20 protein-coding genes are annotated in these 18,467 nt (G+C 58.3%); 12 read left to right on the forward strand and 8 right to left on the reverse strand.

Translation table 11 applies throughout. The annotated features are described in order from the left end of the window. Positions 1 to 1,180: 1,180 nt before the first annotated feature. Positions 1,181 to 1,864: a ribulose-phosphate 3-epimerase gene (gene rpe, locus Q3Y53_RS03840; protein ID WP_226423980.1), complete on the reverse strand. Its 684-nt coding sequence runs from the start codon at positions 1,862 to 1,864 to the stop codon at positions 1,181 to 1,183. Between the two features lie 150 nt (positions 1,865 to 2,014). On the opposite strand from rpe, the gene glpX reads away from it, so the two are divergent. The 7 genes from glpX (at position 2,015) to Q3Y53_RS03875 (ending at position 8,960) form a co-directional block, all read left to right on the forward strand. Beyond that, positions 2,015 to 3,019, forward strand: a complete 1,005-nt coding sequence (gene glpX / locus Q3Y53_RS03845; protein WP_226423979.1) for a class II fructose-bisphosphatase — start codon at positions 2,015 to 2,017, stop codon at positions 3,017 to 3,019. 31 nt (positions 3,020 to 3,050) lie between these two features. Next, on the forward strand, positions 3,051 to 4,349 hold the full coding sequence (locus Q3Y53_RS03850) for a glutamyl-tRNA reductase (protein ID WP_303533043.1): 1,299 nt from the start codon (positions 3,051 to 3,053) through the stop codon (positions 4,347 to 4,349). 121 nt (positions 4,350 to 4,470) lie between these two features. Then, on the forward strand, positions 4,471 to 5,766 hold the full coding sequence (locus tag Q3Y53_RS03855; RefSeq protein ID WP_226423977.1) for a glucose-1-phosphate adenylyltransferase: 1,296 nt from the start codon (positions 4,471 to 4,473) through the stop codon (positions 5,764 to 5,766). A gap of 136 nt (positions 5,767 to 5,902) precedes the next feature. Next, complete coding sequence (gene gndA, locus Q3Y53_RS03860) at positions 5,903 to 7,321, forward strand: NADP-dependent phosphogluconate dehydrogenase (RefSeq protein WP_226423976.1); 1,419 nt, start codon at positions 5,903 to 5,905, stop codon at positions 7,319 to 7,321. Between the two features lie 11 nt (positions 7,322 to 7,332). Continuing rightward, the gene (pgl, locus tag Q3Y53_RS03865; protein WP_226423975.1) at positions 7,333 to 8,046 is read left to right on the forward strand and encodes a 6-phosphogluconolactonase; all 714 of its coding nucleotides are present in this window, start codon (positions 7,333 to 7,335) and stop codon (positions 8,044 to 8,046) included. Further along, a complete protein-coding gene (locus tag Q3Y53_RS03870; RefSeq protein WP_303533047.1) occupies positions 8,027 to 8,587 on the forward strand; it encodes a CIA30 family protein in 561 nt (186 codons plus the stop codon). Before pgl ends, Q3Y53_RS03870 begins: the two co-directional genes overlap by 20 nt. Positions 8,588 to 8,591: 4 nt before the next feature. Continuing rightward, positions 8,592 to 8,960, forward strand: coding sequence for a hypothetical protein (locus tag Q3Y53_RS03875; RefSeq protein WP_226412185.1), 369 nt, complete (start codon positions 8,592 to 8,594; stop codon positions 8,958 to 8,960). A gap of 11 nt (positions 8,961 to 8,971) precedes the next feature. Here the strand turns inward: Q3Y53_RS03875 and ilvD are convergent, their stop codons facing one another. The 3 genes from ilvD to Q3Y53_RS03890 are packed head-to-tail and all read right to left on the reverse strand — an operon-like array spanning position 8,972 to position 11,610. After that, positions 8,972 to 10,645, reverse strand: a complete 1,674-nt coding sequence (gene ilvD, locus Q3Y53_RS03880; RefSeq protein ID WP_303533051.1) for a dihydroxy-acid dehydratase — start codon at positions 10,643 to 10,645, stop codon at positions 8,972 to 8,974. Positions 10,646 to 10,689: 44 nt separating this feature from the next. After that, entirely contained in the window at positions 10,690 to 10,968 is a 279-nt protein-coding gene (locus tag Q3Y53_RS03885; RefSeq protein WP_226423972.1) for a hypothetical protein, read from the reverse strand. Between the two features lie 36 nt (positions 10,969 to 11,004). Next, positions 11,005 to 11,610: a uracil phosphoribosyltransferase gene (locus Q3Y53_RS03890; protein WP_303533056.1), complete on the reverse strand. Its 606-nt coding sequence runs from the start codon at positions 11,608 to 11,610 to the stop codon at positions 11,005 to 11,007. 55 nt (positions 11,611 to 11,665) lie between these two features. On the opposite strand from Q3Y53_RS03890, the gene Q3Y53_RS03895 reads away from it, so the two are divergent. Next, on the forward strand, positions 11,666 to 12,175 hold the full coding sequence (locus Q3Y53_RS03895; protein WP_303533059.1) for a pentapeptide repeat-containing protein: 510 nt from the start codon (positions 11,666 to 11,668) through the stop codon (positions 12,173 to 12,175). 5 nt (positions 12,176 to 12,180) lie between these two features. Then, positions 12,181 to 13,311 carry a cobalamin biosynthesis protein CobW gene (gene cobW / locus Q3Y53_RS03900; protein ID WP_303533062.1) on the forward strand — a complete coding sequence of 377 codons (1,131 nt, stop codon included), beginning with the start codon at positions 12,181 to 12,183 and terminating at the stop codon, positions 13,309 to 13,311. Here the strand turns inward: cobW and Q3Y53_RS03905 are convergent. Both Q3Y53_RS03905 and Q3Y53_RS03910 read right to left on the reverse strand, forming a co-directional pair. Next, complete coding sequence (locus tag Q3Y53_RS03905; RefSeq protein ID WP_303533064.1) at positions 13,248 to 14,114, reverse strand: EamA family transporter; 867 nt, start codon at positions 14,112 to 14,114, stop codon at positions 13,248 to 13,250. The genes cobW and Q3Y53_RS03905 overlap by 64 nt on opposite strands. 163 nt (positions 14,115 to 14,277) lie before the next feature. Then, positions 14,278 to 14,400, reverse strand: a complete 123-nt coding sequence (locus Q3Y53_RS03910; RefSeq protein WP_303533065.1) for a hypothetical protein — start codon at positions 14,398 to 14,400, stop codon at positions 14,278 to 14,280. 16 nt (positions 14,401 to 14,416) lie between these two features. On the opposite strand from Q3Y53_RS03910, the gene Q3Y53_RS03915 reads away from it, so the two are divergent. Then, the gene (locus tag Q3Y53_RS03915; RefSeq protein WP_303533079.1) at positions 14,417 to 15,298 is read left to right on the forward strand and encodes a DUF389 domain-containing protein; all 882 of its coding nucleotides are present in this window, start codon (positions 14,417 to 14,419) and stop codon (positions 15,296 to 15,298) included. A gap of 33 nt (positions 15,299 to 15,331) precedes the next feature. Here the strand turns inward: Q3Y53_RS03915 and Q3Y53_RS03920 are convergent, their stop codons facing one another. Further along, positions 15,332 to 16,285, reverse strand: a complete 954-nt coding sequence (locus Q3Y53_RS03920; protein WP_303533080.1) for an SDR family NAD(P)-dependent oxidoreductase — start codon at positions 16,283 to 16,285, stop codon at positions 15,332 to 15,334. Then, a complete protein-coding gene (locus Q3Y53_RS03925; protein ID WP_303533082.1) occupies positions 16,272 to 17,135 on the reverse strand; it encodes an SdiA-regulated domain-containing protein in 864 nt (287 codons plus the stop codon). Before Q3Y53_RS03925 ends, Q3Y53_RS03920 begins: the two co-directional genes overlap by 14 nt. Positions 17,136 to 17,170: 35 nt before the next feature. Between Q3Y53_RS03925 and Q3Y53_RS03930 the strand changes: the two genes are divergently transcribed. Beyond that, positions 17,171 to 17,713, forward strand: a complete 543-nt coding sequence (locus Q3Y53_RS03930; RefSeq protein WP_303533084.1) for a TIGR00730 family Rossman fold protein — start codon at positions 17,171 to 17,173, stop codon at positions 17,711 to 17,713. Further along, positions 17,713 to 18,408, forward strand: a complete 696-nt coding sequence (locus tag Q3Y53_RS03935; protein WP_303533086.1) for an SDR family NAD(P)-dependent oxidoreductase — start codon at positions 17,713 to 17,715, stop codon at positions 18,406 to 18,408. The genes Q3Y53_RS03930 and Q3Y53_RS03935 overlap by 1 nt, the downstream gene beginning before the upstream one ends. Positions 18,409 to 18,467: the final 59 nt, after the last annotated feature.

An 18,467-nucleotide genomic window follows, 5' to 3' on the forward strand; every position in this document is an offset into this window, starting at 1 on the left:
CCCATTTCAGGGATGGCGCACGCCGGTTCAGTCTGTAAAACCAGAACACCAACAGTGGAAGAGATTGTTGAGCTGCATGCCTGTAGCTGTGGATGTCCTGCATGGTGGAGATGTGGGTCTGGCAGCGAAAGCGGCCGCCACAAGGGGATCGAGGCCTAACGGACTCTCCCCATCACTGAGGGGGGATCGAGGTCCACATGGACTCTCCCCCCACGCCATTACCCCTGGGATGTGAACTCAAACCTCTTTGAGCCCCAGGACAAATCAAATCAGCACCTGCGGGCCAACAAGGTCTCACTGAGATGAGCGATGTCTGACTCGTTGTTGGAACGCTTCGGCGTCTTCAGCTTCCGAACGCAGATAACGTTTTCGTTGTGCCGATTCCAGACCAGACAGCGGCGAGGCAGGTCTTGAGGGTGTCACCTGTTGAGACCGTTCAAGACCTCGTAGAAGTGGGTGGATTCCTCGTCTGCTCATGCTGTTCTCCAAGTTATGCGTGAATCTCGCGTCGTGACCTGTGGTCTATCGCGTCCTGGAATAATTCCATGCTCTTCAATCTTGTTCTGTGATCAACGTCACTGATTGGCGTGATGTCCATCCAGGGCGTGGTTGGCCTCTCAAGATGTGCATCAGGCCAACGGACAAAAAGGAAGGCCACCCCTGCAACGGGATGACCTTCCTTGTTGGCGTTCTTTGAAGCTGAACGAAGCGTCTGGCTGTATGGCTAGTCAGGCCAGTCAGGCAGCTTCTAGACCCTGCTCAGTTGGACTGTCGTCACGCATAGGACGCCTCCGACTTCGACATTTCCAGTCTGGTCCAGAGGGGCTGCGCTGGTCATCCGTATTTCAACTCAAGTGGCAGGGGGATACGAAGCCTGATGTAGCACGAAGCAAATAAATCTATTGAACTAAATGTTGCAGGACGGCGCCAATATTCATGCTGCCTTTGAGATAACCTGCGAAAACTAATGAAATCACGCCAGCATTTAGGGCTAGGAATGCTGTAACCAGTTTGACGTCATCATTCATCCCACGATTATCGGACCCTTGATCGCATCAGTGTGGCTATCAAATCTTTGAAGATGATGAAACTGCTCAAGGGCTTGGTTCTTTCTTGAAGTGATCACAAAAAAGCCCGGCATTGGCTGCCGGGCTTTGGTGCTCATTTGATGGCCTGCTGATCAAGCAAGAACAGCTTCCTTACTGCTGCTGTTGCGGATGCCTTTGATCGCTTCGGCGTAATCGGGTTGGTTGAACACACCGGAGCCGGACACAATCGCGTTGGCACCTGCTTCGATCACCTTCCAGGCATTGCCAGCTTTGATGCCGCCATCCACTTCGATCCAGGGATCGAGGCCCTTCTCGTCGCACATGCGGCGCAGGTCGCGGATTTTCTGGACCTGGCTTTCGATGAAACTTTGGCCACCAAAACCGGGGTTGACGCTCATGATCAACACCAAGTCGCAGAGCTCGAGGCAGTACTCGAGGGTGTCGATCGGAGTTGAGGGATTCAGGACTGCACCTGCTTTTTTGCCCAGGTCCTTGATCTGAGCCAGGTTGCGATGCAGATGCGGGCAAGCTTCAACCTGAACAGAAATGATGTCGGCGCCTGCTTTGGCGAAGTCGGGGACGTACTTCTCCGGCTCAACAATCATCAGGTGAACGTCCAGGGGCTTCTGGGTCACCGGACGCAGCGCCTCAACAATCAGCGGTCCAATGGTGATGTTCGGAACAAAGCGGCCGTCCATCACATCCACATGGATCCAATCTGCACCGGCTTCATCCACGGCTTTCACCTCTTCGCCGAGGCGTGAGAAGTCAGCCGACAGGATCGACGGCGAGATCACCAGGGGCTTGGTGCTCATGGATGAGGAGCGCGATTTGCCGGGAGATTTTAGGGACTCCTGCAACCACTGATACAGTGAGCCGCGCTCAGACGTCGAGATCCACTGCGGCGACGGCCAACTGCCCGTCCAGGAGATCTCGCCAACCCGTCCCACCTCATCCGGAGTCCCGTGGATCAGACCCTCATTCAGGAAATTCTCGAGATCGTCGAGCAGGCCGCCATCGCTTCCGCCTCGCTCTCCGGCAAAGGCCTGAAGGATGAAGCGGATGCATTGGCCGTCGATGCCATGCGCAAGCGCATGAATCAGATCCAGATGCAGGGCCGCATCGTGATTGGCGAAGGCGAACGTGATGAAGCCCCGATGCTCTACATCGGAGAAGAGGTCGGCACCGGCACTGGCCCTGGCGTGGATTTCGCTGTCGACCCTTGCGAAGGCACCAACCTTTGCGCCTTCAACCAGCGCGGCTCGATGGCTGTTCTCGCCGCTTCCGATCGCGGTGGTCTGTTCAACGCCCCCGACTTCTACATGAAGAAGCTGGCTGCTCCTCCGGCTGCCAAGGGCAAGGTGGACATCCGTAAATCGGCCACTGAAAACATCAAGATCCTCAGCGAGTGCCTGGGTCTCCCCGTCGACGAGCTGAACATCGTGGTGATGGATCGTGCGCGTCACAAGGATCTGATCGCTGAGATCCGTGCCACCGGTGCTCGCATCCAGCCCATCTCCGACGGCGACGTTCAGGCCGCCATTGCCTGCGGTTTTGCTGGCACCGGAACCCACTGCCTGATGGGCATTGGTGCTGCCCCTGAAGGTGTGATTTCCGCCGCTGCCATGCGTGCTCTCGGTGGTCACTTCCAGGGTCAACTGGTGTACGACCCTGCGATTGCTCAGACCTCCGAATGGGCTGACATGACCAAAGAGGGCAACCTGGCGCGTCTCTCTGAGATGGGCATCAGCGATCCCGACAAGGTCTACGAAGCAGAGGAGCTGGCCTGCGGCGAGCATGTTTGTTTCGCTGGCAGCGGCATCACTGATGGTCTGCTCTTCAATGGCGTTAAGTTCGAAAAGGACTGCACCCGCACTAGCAGCCTGGTGATTAGCAATCTGGACAACACCTGCCGCTTCACCAACACCGTGCACATCAAAGACGGCGCCCAGAGCATTGCTCTGAGCTGATCGTCACCCACTGGTTGAGAGGAACGTCTTCATGCATATCTCCGTCGTCGGCCTCAGTCATCGCACGGCACCGGTGGAGATCCGGGAACGGCTCAGCATCCCTGAGCAGACCATGGAGACGTCCCTTCAATCCCTCCGCGGCAACGAGCAGGTGCTCGAGGCATCGATCCTCAGCACCTGCAACCGCCTTGAGATTTACACCTTGGTCCGCAATCCGGACCTCGGGGTGTCTGCTGTAAGCGACTTCCTCAGCAGCCACTCCGGCCTTGAGACAGGGGAGCTGACCCCTCACCTGTTCAGTTATCACCACGAAGACGCTGTCGACCATCTGATGCGGGTTGCAGCAGGTCTCGACAGCCTTGTGCTGGGGGAAGGTCAAATCCTCTCCCAGGTGAAAAAAATGATGCGGCTCGGCCAGGAGCACAAATCCCTGGGTCCGATCCTGAATCGTTTGCTTACGCAGGCCGTCACCACGGGCAAGCGTGTACGCAGCGAAACCAACCTCGGAACAGGGGCCGTTTCGATCAGCTCAGCGGCCGTTGAGCTCGCCCAGCTCAAGCTTGGTCAATCCCGGGGACTTGATCAGCTGGTCACCCTGGAAAGCGAGCAGATCGCCGTTGTCGGTGCCGGGCGCATGAGCCGTCTGTTGCTTCAGCACCTTCAGGCCAAAGGTGCCTCTGGTGTTGTTCTGTTGAACCGCACCGTTGAAAGGGCCGAACAGCTGTCTTCCGATTTCCCCGATCTTCCTGTTCAGTGCCGGCCGCTCACAGATCTGGATCAGTATCTGAGCACCTGCTCGCTGATGTTCACCAGTACCGCCGCTGATGATCCGATCATCGATGCCGCGCGTCTGGCTCCTTTGAACCGGCGCAGCAAACTTCGCTTGATTGATATCGGGGTGCCGCGCAACATCGCTGCTGATGCTGCCGATGTGGACGGCGTTGAATCTCACGATGTGGATGACCTTCAAGAGGTCGTTGCCCGTAACCAGGAAGCCCGTCAGGCCATGGCCCGGGAGGCTGAACAGTTGCTTCAGCAGGAAGCGCAGCAGTTCCTCGAGTGGTGGGACAGCCTCGAGGCTGTGCCGACCATCAACCAGCTGCGCTCCTCGATGGAGTCGATCCGCTCGGAGGAACTCCAGAAAGCCCTCAGCCGAATGGGTCCCGATTTCTCAGCCCGGGAACGCAAGGTGGTCGAAGCCTTGAGCAAAGGGATCATCAACAAAATCCTCCACACGCCCGTGACCCAGCTGCGGGCTCCCCAGACCCGTCAGGATCGTCAACAGGCCCTTCGAATTGTCGAAAGACTGTTCGATTTGGAAGCATCTTGAGCTCTTGAGCGATTCAGTCGCGAACTGAATCCCAGTAATCTCGACTGATTCTTCCCAAAGACGGTTGAGAAGCCAAAAACTCCGGTAAGTTCTTGCGGCAACGCCGATTTGGGACAGCGGCATGAAGCGGGTTTTGGCCATCATTCTGGGCGGCGGAGCAGGCACACGCCTGTATCCGCTCACAAAAATGCGCGCCAAGCCGGCCGTCCCTCTGGCAGGCAAATATCGACTGATTGATATTCCGATTAGCAACTGCATCAATTCCGACATCAACAAGATGTACGTGATGACGCAGTTCAACAGTGCGTCACTCAACCGCCACCTGAGCCAGACCTACAACCTCAGCAATTCCTTCGGTGGAGGGTTTGTTGAGGTGCTCGCAGCCCAGCAGACCCCTGACAGTCCCACCTGGTTTGAAGGCACTGCAGATGCTGTACGCAAGTACCAATGGTTGTTCCAGGAATGGGATGTTGATGAATATCTGATCCTTTCCGGCGACCAGCTCTACCGGATGGATTACAGCCTCTTCATTGAGCACCATCGCCGTTCAGGCGCCGATCTCACCGTTGCTGCCCTTCCCGTTGATCCCAAGCAGGCCGAGGCTTTCGGACTGATGCGGACCGACGAAAACGGCACGATCAAGGAGTTCCGTGAAAAGCCCAAGGGTGATTCGCTGCTGGAGATGGCTGTTGACACCTCTCGCTTCGGTCTGAGTGCTGATTCAGCCAAGGAAAGGCCTTATCTGGCTTCCATGGGCATTTATGTCTTCAGCCGTCAAACCCTCTTTGATCTGCTCGACAAGCATCCCGCCCACAAGGATTTCGGCAAAGAAATCATTCCCGAGGCTCTCGCGAGGGGCGACAAGCTTCAGAGCTATGTGTTCGACGACTACTGGGAAGACATCGGCACCATCGGTGCGTTCTATGAAGCCAACCTTGCGCTGACCCAACAACCCACGCCCCCCTTCAGCTTCTACGACGAGAAGTTCCCCATCTACACCCGCCCCCGTTACTTGCCCCCCAGCAAGCTGGTGGACGTTCAGGTCACCAATTCCATCATTGGCGAGGGATCCATTCTCAAGTCCTGCAGCATTCACCACTGCGTGCTCGGTGTCCGCAGCCGGATTGAAAGTGACTGCGTCCTTCAAGACACGCTGGTGATGGGAGCCGACTTCTTTGAATCGCCCGACGAACGTGCCGTCTTGAAGGAGCGAGGAGGTATTCCTCTTGGCGTGGGCAAGGGGACCACGGTGAAACGCGCCATCCTCGATAAGAACACCCGCATCGGTTCGGGTGTCTCGATCATCAACAAGGACAACGTGGAGGAGGCCGATCGTTCCGATCAGGGCTTCTACATCCGTAACGGAATCGTGGTGGTTCAGAAAAACGCCACCATCGCTGATGGAACGGTGATCTGAGCGCTGGAAGCGCTCGCGGGAATGAGCCGCCGTCTCCCTGAGCCGATGGTTCATTCCTGACATTTGTTGGTTGATTTGCAGTCAGCACCAGCCGAGATCAACACACTGAGGTCAATCGTTAGTGGTCCATTAGGCCATGTCCAAGTCTCACTTCGGCCTCATTGGTCTTGGCGTGATGGGCGAGAACCTCGTCCTTAATGCGGAGCGCAACGGTTTTTCCAGCGTTGTTTACAACCGCACCTACGCCAAAACTGAAGACTTCCTCCAGGGGCGTGGCAAGGACAAGAATATTCAGGGGGCCACTGACCTCGAAGATTTCGTTTGCAAGCTGGAACGACCCCGCAGAATTTTGATGATGGTGAAGGCGGGGCCTGCCGTCGATGCCGTCGTTGATCAGCTCTCTCCTTATCTCGAAGAAGGCGATCTGCTGATTGATGGAGGCAACTCCGACTATCACGACACCGAACGTCGGGTGAAGCAACTCGAGAGCAAGAGTTTCGGCTTCATCGGTATGGGTGTATCCGGAGGCGCCAAAGGTGCCCTAGAGGGGCCAAGCATGATGCCCGGAGGAACCAAGACCTCCTACGAGGCCATCGAGAGCCTCGTGAACAAGATGGCGGCGCAGGTCGAAGACGGACCTTGTGTGACTTACATCGGTCCCGGGGGGTCAGGACACCTGGTCAAAACGGTCCACAACGGGATCGAATACGGGATCGAGCAGATCCTTGCCGAGGGCTACGACCTGATGAAGCGGGTCAAAGGAATGAGCGGTGTGCAGATGGCCGACGTTCTCGGTCAATGGAACGCCACAGAAGAGTTGTCGTCGTATCTGGTGGAAATCACTGAGGTGTGTCTCCGCACCAAGGACCCCGTCGATGGCACTGATCTGGTGGAGAAAATCACCGACCAGGCTGGCCAGAAGGGCACGGGACTCTGGACCGTGGTGACAGCGCTGCAGATGGGCGCTTCTGTGCCAACGATCTATGCCTCCCTCAATGCACGGGTGATGAGCTCGATGAAGCCTCAGCGCATGGCGGCGGAATCGATCCTCAAGGGTCCTGCCGTTAAGGACTTTGATCTGGGGACCCCTGATGACGCCATGGCTCCGTTGATGGACGCCACGGTGCTGAGCTGCATCGCCAGTTATGCCCAAGGCATGGAACTGCTGCGCATCGCCTCCCAGGATCTCGATTATGAGCTCCACATGCCATCGATCGCTCAGATTTGGAAGGGTGGTTGCATCATTCGGGCCCGTCTGCTGAAGCGCATACAGGATGCTTTCGATGCTGATCCCCAACTGCCCAACCTGATGGTGGATCCCTGGTTCGCTGAGCAGATCAACAGACGGCTGCCCGGGCTAGCTCAAGTGGTGGCCGGCGCCGCCGAGGCCGGTATTCCCGTTCCCTGCTTCAGCAGCACCCTCGACTACATCAACAGCTACCGCTCCGGTCGTCTCCCCCAGAACCTGGTTCAGGCGATGCGCGACTGCTTCGGCTCCCATACGTACCAGAGGGTCGACAAGGAGGGCGCCTTCCACACCGAATGGCTCAGCTGAGCTGTTGAGTGATGACCAACTACCGCATTGAGCGGGCCAAGGATCCCCAGGACCTCGCCCGCCAGGCCTGCGAAACAATTGCCGCCCAAATTGACTTGGCACTGGATCAACGGGACCGCTGCCAGATCGCTCTCTCGGGTGGAAGCACGCCGGCCAGGGCCTATTCCCTGCTCGGACAGGAGCGGTTGCCCTGGGATCGGGTGGACGTCGTCCTGGGCGACGAGCGCTGGGTTGCTGCCGACGATGATTCGAGCAACGCCGGCATGTTGCGACGCACCCTGCTCTCCCCCGGGCCTGGAGCTTCGGCCGCCTTTCACCCGGTGCCCACCGTGGAACTGGAAAGTCCTGAGGCCAGTGCCCTGGCGTTTGCTGAACAGATTTCTCAGCTTTGTTCAGGAGCCCCACCGGTGTTCGATGTGATGCTGCTGGGCCTGGGTGATGACGGCCATACCGCATCCCTTTTCCCTGGTACGGAGGCTCCAGCGGTGCTGGATCGCTGGACGACCATCGGCCGTGGCAAAGGGTTAGATCGAATTACCTTGACGGCTCCTGTGCTCAGTGCCGCCCGTCAGGTGATCTTCCTCGTCAGTGGGGCCGGAAAACAGGAGGCCCTCCGGCGACTGGTGGATCCCTCCGAATCCTCCGATCGGACCCCCGCTCGGCTGGTTCAACCTGCTAGTGATGTGCTGGTCCTTGCCGATCAGGATGCAGCCGCCGGCCTCTGAGCAGATTCTTTTCCAGGGCAGCGACTTTGCTGACTGGGCCAGCCTGAACGACACGATCATGGGCGGCCGATCCCGTGCCGGTTGTCGCGTGACCCCTGATGGCCTCGTGCTGGAGGGGGACCTGGTGGAAACCGGTGGTGGTTTCGTGAGCTGCCGTTCCCCCCGCCTGCAGCCCGCGCTCGATCTGTCGACCTATTCGGCACTTCGGCTTGATGTTGAAGGCGAGGGACGCACACTGAAGATTGCCCTCGGTTGCGGGGATGGTGCCATGGGACTCACCGAACTGATTCCTGGTGGTCTCCGCTGGGTGGTGGATGTTCCAACTCAATCCAATGGCGTGACCCCTGTGGTGGTGTCTTTTGAAGAACTCAGACCCACCGTGAGGGCCAAACCCGTTGGCTTACCGCTGCGCTTCGATCCCAGTGGTATCACTCGCATTCAAGTGTTGCACTCGAAATTTGGTGATGCAGGGGATCTCAATCCGGGTTTTCGCGCAGGCTCCATCCGGATGCTGATCCGCTCAATCCGCGCCTTGCCCTGAGCCCATGGACCTTCTGGTGTTGATTGCCAAGGCGGCTGACGTTTGCCTCAAGCCCTGGAACCATGCGGTTGTTTTGATCGATCCTTCAGCTCCCGAACAAATCGACGATCTGCACGTGCGGATTGAATGCCGCGATGGCGAAGGCCAGCGTTGCTCCGAGCAGGACCTTGAACTGGAGATCTACCGGAGCGGTAACGAGATCAATCTGATGCTCAGCTGGTGGGACCAACCGGAACGCCCGATGCTCTGGCACGGGCGCCATCCGGTCTGGATGGATGGTGGATCCGGTCAGCGTTGCGCGGCACCACAGGATGCCGCCCCCCTAGAGGCATTGGGTCGGCGTTTACGGGCCCTGGTGCAACCGGCTGTTTGACTGCGCCGAATTCAATCGGCGTGGTCGGTTGTTGCACCGCGGCTTGAGCTGGAAACAAGCCGTGCGTATTTGCCGAGAATTCCATGGCGATAGCGCGGTTCCGGCTTGCTCCATCCCGCCCGCCGGCGCTCCAGTTCCACTTCATCCACGTTGAGCTGGAGCAGCAGCTGGTCGGCATCGACGGTGATGCTGTCGCCCTCTTGAACCAGGCCGATCGTTCCACCAACAGCAGCTTCAGGTGCCACGTGACCTACCACCAGGCCATAGGTGCCACCGCTGAAACGGCCATCGGTGATCAGGGCGACCTTGTCCCCCAGGCCTTGACCCACGATCGCTGATGTGGGAGCCAGCATCTCCCGCATGCCCGGTCCACCAACGGGACCCTCGTTGCGGACCACCACCACATCCCCGGCCTTGATCTTTTTGTCGAGGATGGCGGCAAGGCAGTCTTCCTCGCTTTCGAACACCCGGGCCGGCCCTGTGAGCACCGGGGTCTTCACACCGCTGATCTTGGCCACGCTGCCCTCGCTAGCGAGGTTGCCCTTGAGGATGGCGAGGTGGCCTTTGGCGTAAAGGGGATTGCTCAAGGGGCGGATCACGTCCTGCCCGGCGGCGGGGGCCGACGGCACGTCTGCCAGCAAGTCCTTCAGGGTCTTGCCCTCCACCGTTCGGCAGTCGCCGTGCAGCAACCCGGCATTCAGCAGCAGCTTCATCACCTGGGGAATGCCGCCGGCGTTGTGCAGATCAACGGTCACGTAGCGGCCACTGGGCTTGAGGTCACAGATCACAGGCACCCGCTGACGGATCCGTTCGAAGTCATCGATGCTCAGTTCGACGCCGGCCGTGCGGGCGATGGCCAGCAGGTGCAGCACCGCATTGGTCGAGCCACCCACCGCCATGATCACGCTGATGGCGTTCTCAAAGGCTTCCTTGGTCAGCAGATCCAGGGGGCGAATGTTGGCTTTCACAGCCTCCACCAGCACCTCAGCGGAGCGAGCGGCACTGTCGGCCTTTTCCCCGTCCTCCGCAGCCATCGTGGAGCTGTAGGGAAGGCTGAGACCCATCGTTTCGATGGCGGCGCTCATGGTGTTGGCGGTGAACATGCCGCCGCAACTGCCAGCTCCAGGGCAGGCATTTTTTTCAACTGCGGTGAGCTGCTCTTCGTCGATCTTGCCGCTGGTCAGTTGGCCGACCGCTTCAAAAGCGCTCACCACCGTGAGATCACAGCCCCCCAGCTTGCCCGGCTTGATCGTGCCGCCGTAGACGAACACCGAAGGAATGTTCATCCTTGCCATGGCAAGCATGGCGCCAGGCATGTTTTTGTCGCAGCCACCGACTGCCAACACCCCATCCATGCTTTGGCCGTTGCAGGCCGTTTCTATCGCGTCAGCAATCACTTCACGGCTCACCAAGGAGTACTTCATCCCTTCGGTGCCCATGGAAATTCCATCACTCACGGTGATGGTCCCGAACATCTGTGGCATGCCTCCGGCCTGCCGGGCAGCTTCCTCAGCCCGTTTGGCCAGGTCGTTCAGCCCCACATTGCAAGGGGTGATGGTGCTGTAGCCGTTGGCAATGCCCAGGATGGGCTTGCCGAAATCACTGTCTCCAAAGCCAACGGCCCGCAACATGGCGCGGTTGGGAGACCGCTGAATCCCCTTGGTGACGGCGTCGGAGCGAAGCATGGAACGGAGCGGACCAGTGGCAATCAAGCCAACCTACCGAGCGCTCATCCTTCGCTTCCGAGTCCCTCGAGCTGGGCACGAACGCGGGCAATCTCCGCGTTGAGTTTTTCCACCCGTTCCTCGAGGTGCCCGTTGGCTGAACTGTCCAGCACTTCAGAACCGTCCTGCATCCGCGGTGCGTGCAACATCGACGTCTGCGCGCCGTAACGCCTACGCCTGTCAGCTTCATTGAGGAGCCACCAGGCCAGGCCTGCAGCACCGAGCATTGCTCCGGTGACCAGAGTTGCCAGGGTGCCTGAGCCCGTGTCGTGCTGCTGGGCCATGGGTGCGATCAACCTGCCTGAAGGTTAGTCACGCCCTCAAGATCTGAAGTTCAGCCGTCGCACAGGGTCACCGATTCCCGGACGAATCTCGCCTTTCTCCCCCAGGCTTTCGTCGATGCAGGCGGTATGCAGCGTTAGGTCTGGAATCGCTTCACCCAAAAGCTTCAGTCCAGGACTGGCACACAACGCAGTGATCACTCGCAGCCGGCGTCCATCCACACCCTTGGCTTGGAGCTTTTGCAGAAGCTTGAGGGTGGCTTGCCCATCGCTGATCTGGTCAACAAACAGAATCACCCCGGCATTGGCTTCGATTTCCTCTGGGCATGACCCCAGGCTTAAGGAGGAATCGGGAAGGACGGATCGTCCTCCCTGCCAAAGCTCAAGGCCTGCTGGCAGCACTGGAATGGCGATCAGCGGAACCGACGACTCAACGATGGTGCCTTCGGTGTCTCCATCGATTCCGGGCACCATGTCCCGTCGATGGGGCAGCCAGTCCCGCAGGGCTTCGTAGGTGAGCCAACGGCCCAGCTCCTGCAGGGCGGTGGCGTAGAGGGCAGCAGGGGTTTCCCGGTGCCGCAGCATCGTCAGCCAATGACCGATTAGGGGATGGGGTGGGACCACCACCCGCAAGCTCATGGCCATATCGACTCGCTCCGCTGACAGTTGCCATAACGTGATTGCTCAAATTACCGGTCTCATGGGCGCCCTTCGACGTATGGCCTCGCTGTTGGCGGTGATCACGCTGGCGATCAGCACAGTTTTCTGGGCTGAATCAGTGCAGGCCATCACCGCTCCCGAGTTGCGTGGTCAATTCGCAGTTCAGGAGATCAGCGCTGATATGCACGGTCTCGATCTCAAGGAAAAAGAGTTCCTTAAGGCCGATTTGCGTGAGGTGAATCTCAGCGGCACGGACCTGCGCGGAGCCGTGATCAACACCTCTCAACTGCAGGGGGCCGATCTTCGAGATGCCGATCTCTCCGATGTTGTCGGCTTTGCCAGCCACTTCGAGGGCGCAGATCTGCGGGGGGCCAACTTCACCAACGCGATGATGATGCAGAGCCGTTTCACGGACGCGCAGATCGACGGTGCTGATTTCACCAACGCCGTGATCGATCTGCCGCAACAGCGAGCCCTTTGTGCTCGGGCGGATGGATCCAACCCGATCAGTGGCGTCTCAACCCGTGAGAGCCTGGGCTGCCGCCCTTAATCCTCATGGCTAAGCGTCTGCCGGTGACCGTGATCACCGGGTTTCTTGGGGCCGGCAAGACCACGGTCCTCCGCCATCTGCTCACCCGCGGAGGCCAGCGATTGGCCGTGATGGTCAACGAATTCGGCAGCGTTGGGCTTGATGGTGATCTGATTCGCAGCTGTGGCTTCTGTCCCGAGGAGGATGTGGATGGCCGGCTGGTCGAGCTGAATAACGGTTGCCTCTGCTGCACGGTGCAGGACGACTTCCTCCCGACGATGGAGACGTTGCTGGAACGGGCGGATCAGTTGGATGGGATCGTTGTCGAGACAAGCGGTCTGGCCTTGCCACGGCCTCTGCTCCAGGCCTTGGATTGGCCTGCCATCCGCAGCCGTGTGCATGTGAATGGTGTGGTGACGCTGGTGGATGGTGAAGCCTTGGCTGCAGGTAGTCCAGTGGCTGATGCTGAAGCGCTGGAGAGGCAACGTGCCGAGGATCCCAGCCTCGATCACCTCACAGCGATTGACGACTTGTTTGAGGATCAACTCCAGGCCGCTGACCTGGTCTTGATCAGCCGGGCTGATTGCCTGGATGCATCAGCGATGGCTGAGGTGCAGGGGCGGATCAAGGACAAAGTCCGCCCGGGAACCGCTCTGCTCCCGGTGTCTCAGGGACAGGTGGAGACATCAGTTGTGTTGGGTCTGGAGCACAAGCCCACCCATCACACCCACCACGATCGTGATCACGATCACGATCACGACCACGACCACGACCATCACGATCACGACCATCACGACCACAGCCATGTCGAGATGCTCGGCAGCAATGTTCGTGTCGAAGGTGCGTTGGACCGCCAGGCCCTAGAGCATCTGTTGCCCAACCTTGTCAGCGATCACCAGGTGGTGCGACTCAAGGGGCGTGTCTGGTTGCCCAGCAAAACGCTTCCCTTGCAGATCCAAATGGTGGGTCCGCGGTTGAACAGCTGGTTTGAAGCAGCTCCCAGCCATGCCTGGCGACCCGATCAGGGCTGTGGTGCTGATCTGGTGGTGTTGGCCTTGAATAAGGCTGCCGCTTCGGCAGTGGAATCCAGCCTTCAGAGGCTGGTGCAGGCCACACCGGCCAAAGCGAGCCCCGCGGCAGCCACGCCAGACAGCTGAATTGGGTCTCCTTCCATTCGGCCCAAAAAAAGTGCCATCACTGGCGCCGTGGCCATCAGCGTCACCCCTTCTCCCACGGGCATGCTCTGCAACACCACTTGTTGCAACAAGATTCCCCCGTTGGTTCCGATCACGGTGGCGGTCACAAGCCTCCATTGCTCCCGTCGCGTCAGGTTGGTTTGTCTCCAGATCCCTTTGAAGAAGGGGAGTAGACCAAGCCATCCGCCCAGCAGCCTGATGGCTGCCGTCTGCAATGGGGTTAGGTCGCTGCTGATCAGCACATGACGAGCCAGAAAGGCTCCGCTTAGCCCACAGATCACGGCCGTGAATGCCAACAGCAGCCCTGGGCCGAGGTCAGCAGCGATCACCCCCTGGTCTCTTTGGTTTGTCTTTTTCGCCTTCAAAGCAATGAGAACTACGGCGCTTGAAACCAAAAGCGCGCCGAGACCGTTCTTCACTCCCAAGCTGTCTCCCATCACCAGAACCCCAGCGATGCTGGCCAGCACCGGTCCGCTGGCTTCCACAGTGAGGGTTCGTCGGGTGCCGAGTCGCCGCAGCGCCCCGAGATAAAAGCTGTCGCCGACCGCAATGCCGATCAAGCCGCTGATTAACAGCAGCAGAACGGCCTGCATTTCGGTGTCTTGCGGAAGTGTGAGTAGAACCGGCAGAAACAGCAGGCTGGCCAGCCCGTTTTTCATGGCATTGAGCCGGATCGCCGTCACCCGCCCCGATAGCGACCGCCAAAGTGCACTGGCTCCCGTCCAGGCCATGGCCGCTCCGAGGGCTGCCAGTACACCCGTCATTTTTTGGTGGTGATCGTTGTGCAGTCTGCTGCGCTGTTCAGAACTCTGTGCACAATTCAGGAATGTGAGGTCTGGAGACGTGCAAGGTGCTGGGGCAATTGCTGGAAACCCTCTCGGGGCATTGGGCGGTTCATCTTGAAAGTCGTGTTCCGCGCACTGAGCTTTATGAAGCGCGGATCGCCTCATCCAAGCCGTCGCTTGGTTTTTTCATTCTTCTGATCAGTTCTGCGGTGATCGCCACGCTCGGGCTGATCTCCAACAGCACGGCGGTAGTGATCGGGGCCATGATCGTCGCCCCATTGATGGATCCCATCCTCAGCTTGGCCTTTGGCTTGGCGGTCAGTGACGGGAAATTGATCCGACGTTCTGCCGTCACTGTTGGCTTTGGCGTGTTGGCGGTGATTGGAACCGCATCGTTGCTCAGTTGGGGGCTCGGCATCAGCCATGTGCAGTCGGAGATCACCGGACGCACGTCTCCGAATCTGATTGATCTCGGCATCGCCATTGCGGCAGCGGTTGCCGGGTCGTTCTCGATGACCCGCCAGCACTTGTCGAATTCAATCGCTGGTGTGGCGATTGCTGTCGCCTTGGTTCCTCCGCTTTGCGTCAGCGGCATCGGCATCACCCTTGGCTCGGAAATGGTGGCTGTGTTTGGGCGAGGAACAGTGGCGGGCCTCACCAATCAGATTGCGGAGGGATCGTTTCTGCTCTTTCTGGCGAACCTGATCGGCATCACTGTCACCAGCCTTGTGGTGTTTTTGCTGCAGCGTTACGGTTCAATCCGCAGGTGTTGGCGCAATCTTTTGGTTTGGCTTGGATTACTCGGCTTGCTGAGCATTCCGCTGTCATCGGCCTTGCACGACTTCAGCGTCCGGCAGGAAATGGATGCCGTGTTTGGTCGCTTTAAGGCAGGCCAATTGAAACGTGTAGCTATCGCCCAAAGCAACCCAAGATTTTGGTCGAGGGTTCGTCTGATGTACAGCAATGTGATAGTCGTCAATAACAAAGCAAGGCTTGATCTTGTTTTGAATGCACCCGAAGATTTTCTAAATCAATCGCTGATGGACGACTTTTATCAGAAAATGCAGAGACGAGCTAAAGACTTTGGCTTAAACGATCTTGATGTGAACATCAGCGTGATTCCCAATCGTGTTTATAAGTTTGATAGCCAGAAGGTGAATTAAATCATGGCTTGCTTTTTTTGATCAATTTGAGCATCAGATTGATGGCGTTAGAGCAGAGTTGATCAAATCGTTCGACAACGTCCAGAGCATCGTCGCTTTGTCGCTGTCATTCGCTTCCTCGGATGGTTCTGTTGGTTTGAATTGGTGCCGACCGGGGCCCAACAGGCCATTGCTCCAGTAGCTGAAGCCTGGCTGATGAAGCTGTTCATTGATGAGCTGCACAAGCAGTCCTCCAGCTCGCTCAACGCTCTCCGTCAGTCTCAGAACATCTCGGGCAACAAACCCAAACAAGGCCTGCCCTAGGGGATTGGCTTGGCGACTGTTTCTGAAAAAACCGCCCGATGTCTGAGGAATGACCAGTCCTGGACTCCACGCCACAACAGGCAAACCGGGACGCTGCCGATGGATCTCCTGGGCCATCAGCAAATTGCAGAGCTTGCTGTCTTTGTAGGCCTTATCCGCATTGAACCGACTCTCTGCATCCACCATCGGGGCACCAGGTCCCTGGTGAAGTCCCTCCATCGCTCCCAGCCCGGCAGGAAGGCCGACCCTTCCCCCGCCGCTGCATGGGTTGTGCACCTCCGAGGCGGTGATCACGATGGCTCGGGTGTACTCCTTCAATCCTTCCACCAGGAGTTGATGGGCGAGGTGGTTCACCGCAAAGGTGAGTTCAATGCCTTGTGCACTCCAACGGGGTGAGCCATGGCCGGCGTATTGCAACCCCGCATTCAGCACCACTACATCGAATGGCGTCCCGTCACAGCAAAGTTCTTCGATCGCCCTGGCGACGGATGCAAGGTCTGCCAGATCGGCAATACAGGTTTGAACGGAATCAGACAACGCCGCCCGGGTTGCATCGGCCCTCTCCGCATTGCGACAAACAACGGTGAGTGCATCGCCACGGGATACCAGCATTTTTGCCGTTTCAAGGCCAATGCCGCTGCTGGCACCGGTGATCAGAACGCGGCGCTTTTCAGCAGTCGTCATGGAGTTCGAACACGTAGAGATCCGCGTCTCGATCGCTCACCACGTACATCCTTTTTCGCCCGGGATCGAAGGCAATACCTTCCGGTTTGCGGATCCGTTTTGGCTTGTCTCCCGAGCTGATGGTGAGATCGAGGCGCTGGAGAACAGTGTCGCCTGTCCAGTCGTATTGGAACAGGCACCGCCCCTTGTCGCTGACGATCCAGTAAGAGTCGCTGCTGCTGTCGTAGCTCAGGCCCGAGAAATCCAGCTTCTCGGCCTCCAATTCGGGATGGATGAACCCTTGGCTGGGTTGCAGCACTCTTGTGGAGAGGATTGTCGTGAGTGAGGAATCGAGCTCGATCAGCAGACCGGGCTGGCACTCTTTCACCACAACCACATGGTTGTTCCTGGTGTTCACGGTGATGCCCTCTAATCCGTTGTTGTCTGGAGGGTCTGGGAAGTGGTGCGCAATTGTGTCGAAGTTGGTCATCGCTGAGAGGGGGCGTCGATAGCGTTCCTTCCTGCTGTTCAGATCCACCACCACCACAGAATTGCTCTCTTCCTGGACAACGAGCAGCTCGCTGTCATCGCGACGGATTGCAATGCCCTCCAAGTTGTCGAGACCGATGAAAAACGAGTCGCTTACTGACACCGTGCCTTGGACATCCAGACGAAAAATCGCCTTGGTGTCATCACTGACGGTGTACAGCGCCGAGCCATCCCTGTTCAACGTCAGTCCGGATGGTTCATTTAGGCCGAGGCCTGGGTCACGAATCCGATGACGGCTCAGCAGCTCAAGGCGCATCGAGGTCATCTTCATCGGGACCCGTTCCTGGTGATTCTCGGGGCTTGGCTCGTTTTTATCAGCCATCGCAGGTGAGGATGAATGGATCACAGCGAGGCGTCATGAATCGGATCGCTGTGTATTGCGGCTCCTCGAGCGGCGACTCGAGCCTGTTCAAGCTTGCTGCCACTGAGCTAGGTGCACTGATCGCCTCCCAGGGCATGACCCTGGTTTATGGCGGAGCTCGGATTGGCTTGATGGGCGCTGTTGCTGATGCCGCTTTGGTCGCTGGCGGGGACGTGATCGGGGTCATCCCCGGGGCGTTAATGCACGATGAGGTTGTGCATGCCGGTTTGACCCATCTCGAGGTTGTTGGATCGATGCACGAGCGCAAAGCGCGAATGCTCGACCTGGCCGATGCAGTCGTGGCCATGCCCGGAGGCCTCGGGACCCTCGATGAGTTGTTTGAAGCCTTGACCTGGGCTCAGCTGCGTTTTCATGCCAAGCCCATCGGCATGCTCAACCTGAATGGCTATTTCGATGCGTTGCTGTGCTTTCTGGATGACAGCGTTTCAACGGGCTTTCTCTCGGAGCGCAATCGCGCGCTCCTCCTGGATGCAACAACGCCAGAATTGATCATTCATCGACTCCTCAATGCGCCTTGATGCAACGCACTGTTTTGCTCACTGGAGCCAGTCGTGGCATTGGACGTTCCATTGCCAGGCGTTTGCTCAATGATGGTCACCGCCTCAGTCTTGGCCTGCGGGATCCAAAAGCTTTAAGGGGAACAGATCTGGATGTCGAGATGGTGTTGCATCACGCCTACGACGCCAGCGATCCAGCCAGTGCTGATAGCTGGGTTGGCAGCACAGTTCGTCACTGGGGTGCAATCGACACCCTGATTCACTGCGCGGGAATTTTGCATCGCACACCGCTGCTGTTTTCGGATGGTGAAGAGCAGCAGCTCGACGAACTCTGGGCGATCAATGTGAAGGGGCCCTGGTGGCTGACTCGTGCTGCCTGGCCGTTCCTTGTGACCAGTGGCCATGGACGAATCCAGGTCCTGGTGTCGATGAGTGGCAAACGCGTCAAAGGTCGAATGGCGGGCTACCCCGTGAGCAAATTCGCCTTGATGGGGCTTTGTCAGAGCATGCGCAATGAAGGTTGGGACAAGGGGATTCGGGTGACGTGCATCTGCCCAAGTTGGGTCAATACCGAGATGGCTTCCTCGGTGACGGCCGTTGAGCCAGCTGAGATGACGCAACCCGAGGACCTTGCGTCACTCTCCAGCAGCCTGTTGTTGATGCCGAACGCTGCCGTTCCTTTCGAGTTAGCGATGAATTGCTCGCTCGAAACATGAGTTTTCTCATTAGGACCATGTCGCCTCCAGATGACGTCGCTATGGATGACTCAGCGTCC

It is taken from the genome of Synechococcus sp. YX-04-1, from assembly GCF_030546365.1.
Classification (GTDB): domain Bacteria; phylum Cyanobacteriota; class Cyanobacteriia; order PCC-6307; family Cyanobiaceae; genus Parasynechococcus.

Bases quoted from the DNA above. Each gene is read 5' to 3' on its own strand.
- rpe (WP_226423980.1), bottom strand. From the start codon at position 1,864: ATGAGCACCAAGCCCCTGGTGATCTCGCCGTCGATCCTGTCGGCTGAC.
- Q3Y53_RS03850 (WP_303533043.1), top strand. From the start codon at position 3,051: ATGCATATCTCCGTCGTCGGCCTCAGTCATCGCACGGCACCGGTGGAG.
- Q3Y53_RS03855 (WP_226423977.1), top strand. From the start codon at position 4,471: ATGAAGCGGGTTTTGGCCATCATTCTGGGCGGCGGAGCAGGCACACGC.
- gndA (WP_226423976.1), top strand. From the start codon at position 5,903: ATGTCCAAGTCTCACTTCGGCCTCATTGGTCTTGGCGTGATGGGCGAG.
- pgl (WP_226423975.1), top strand. From the start codon at position 7,333: ATGACCAACTACCGCATTGAGCGGGCCAAGGATCCCCAGGACCTCGCC.
- Q3Y53_RS03870 (WP_303533047.1), top strand. From the start codon at position 8,027: ATGCAGCCGCCGGCCTCTGAGCAGATTCTTTTCCAGGGCAGCGACTTT.
- Q3Y53_RS03875 (WP_226412185.1), top strand. From the start codon at position 8,592: ATGGACCTTCTGGTGTTGATTGCCAAGGCGGCTGACGTTTGCCTCAAG.
- ilvD (WP_303533051.1), bottom strand. From the start codon at position 10,645: ATGCTTCGCTCCGACGCCGTCACCAAGGGGATTCAGCGGTCTCCCAAC.
- Q3Y53_RS03885 (WP_226423972.1), bottom strand. From the start codon at position 10,968: ATGGCCCAGCAGCACGACACGGGCTCAGGCACCCTGGCAACTCTGGTC.
- Q3Y53_RS03890 (WP_303533056.1), bottom strand. From the start codon at position 11,610: ATGGCCATGAGCTTGCGGGTGGTGGTCCCACCCCATCCCCTAATCGGT.
- Q3Y53_RS03895 (WP_303533059.1), top strand. From the start codon at position 11,666: ATGGGCGCCCTTCGACGTATGGCCTCGCTGTTGGCGGTGATCACGCTG.
- cobW (WP_303533062.1), top strand. From the start codon at position 12,181: ATGGCTAAGCGTCTGCCGGTGACCGTGATCACCGGGTTTCTTGGGGCC.
- Q3Y53_RS03905 (WP_303533064.1), bottom strand. From the start codon at position 14,114: ATGACGGGTGTACTGGCAGCCCTCGGAGCGGCCATGGCCTGGACGGGA.
- Q3Y53_RS03910 (WP_303533065.1), bottom strand. From the start codon at position 14,400: ATGGCCCCGATCACTACCGCCGTGCTGTTGGAGATCAGCCCGAGCGTG.
- Q3Y53_RS03915 (WP_303533079.1), top strand. From the start codon at position 14,417: ATGGATCCCATCCTCAGCTTGGCCTTTGGCTTGGCGGTCAGTGACGGG.
- Q3Y53_RS03920 (WP_303533080.1), bottom strand. From the start codon at position 16,285: ATGACGACTGCTGAAAAGCGCCGCGTTCTGATCACCGGTGCCAGCAGC.
- Q3Y53_RS03925 (WP_303533082.1), bottom strand. From the start codon at position 17,135: ATGGCTGATAAAAACGAGCCAAGCCCCGAGAATCACCAGGAACGGGTC.
- Q3Y53_RS03930 (WP_303533084.1), top strand. From the start codon at position 17,171: ATGAATCGGATCGCTGTGTATTGCGGCTCCTCGAGCGGCGACTCGAGC.
- Q3Y53_RS03935 (WP_303533086.1), top strand. From the start codon at position 17,713: ATGCAACGCACTGTTTTGCTCACTGGAGCCAGTCGTGGCATTGGACGT.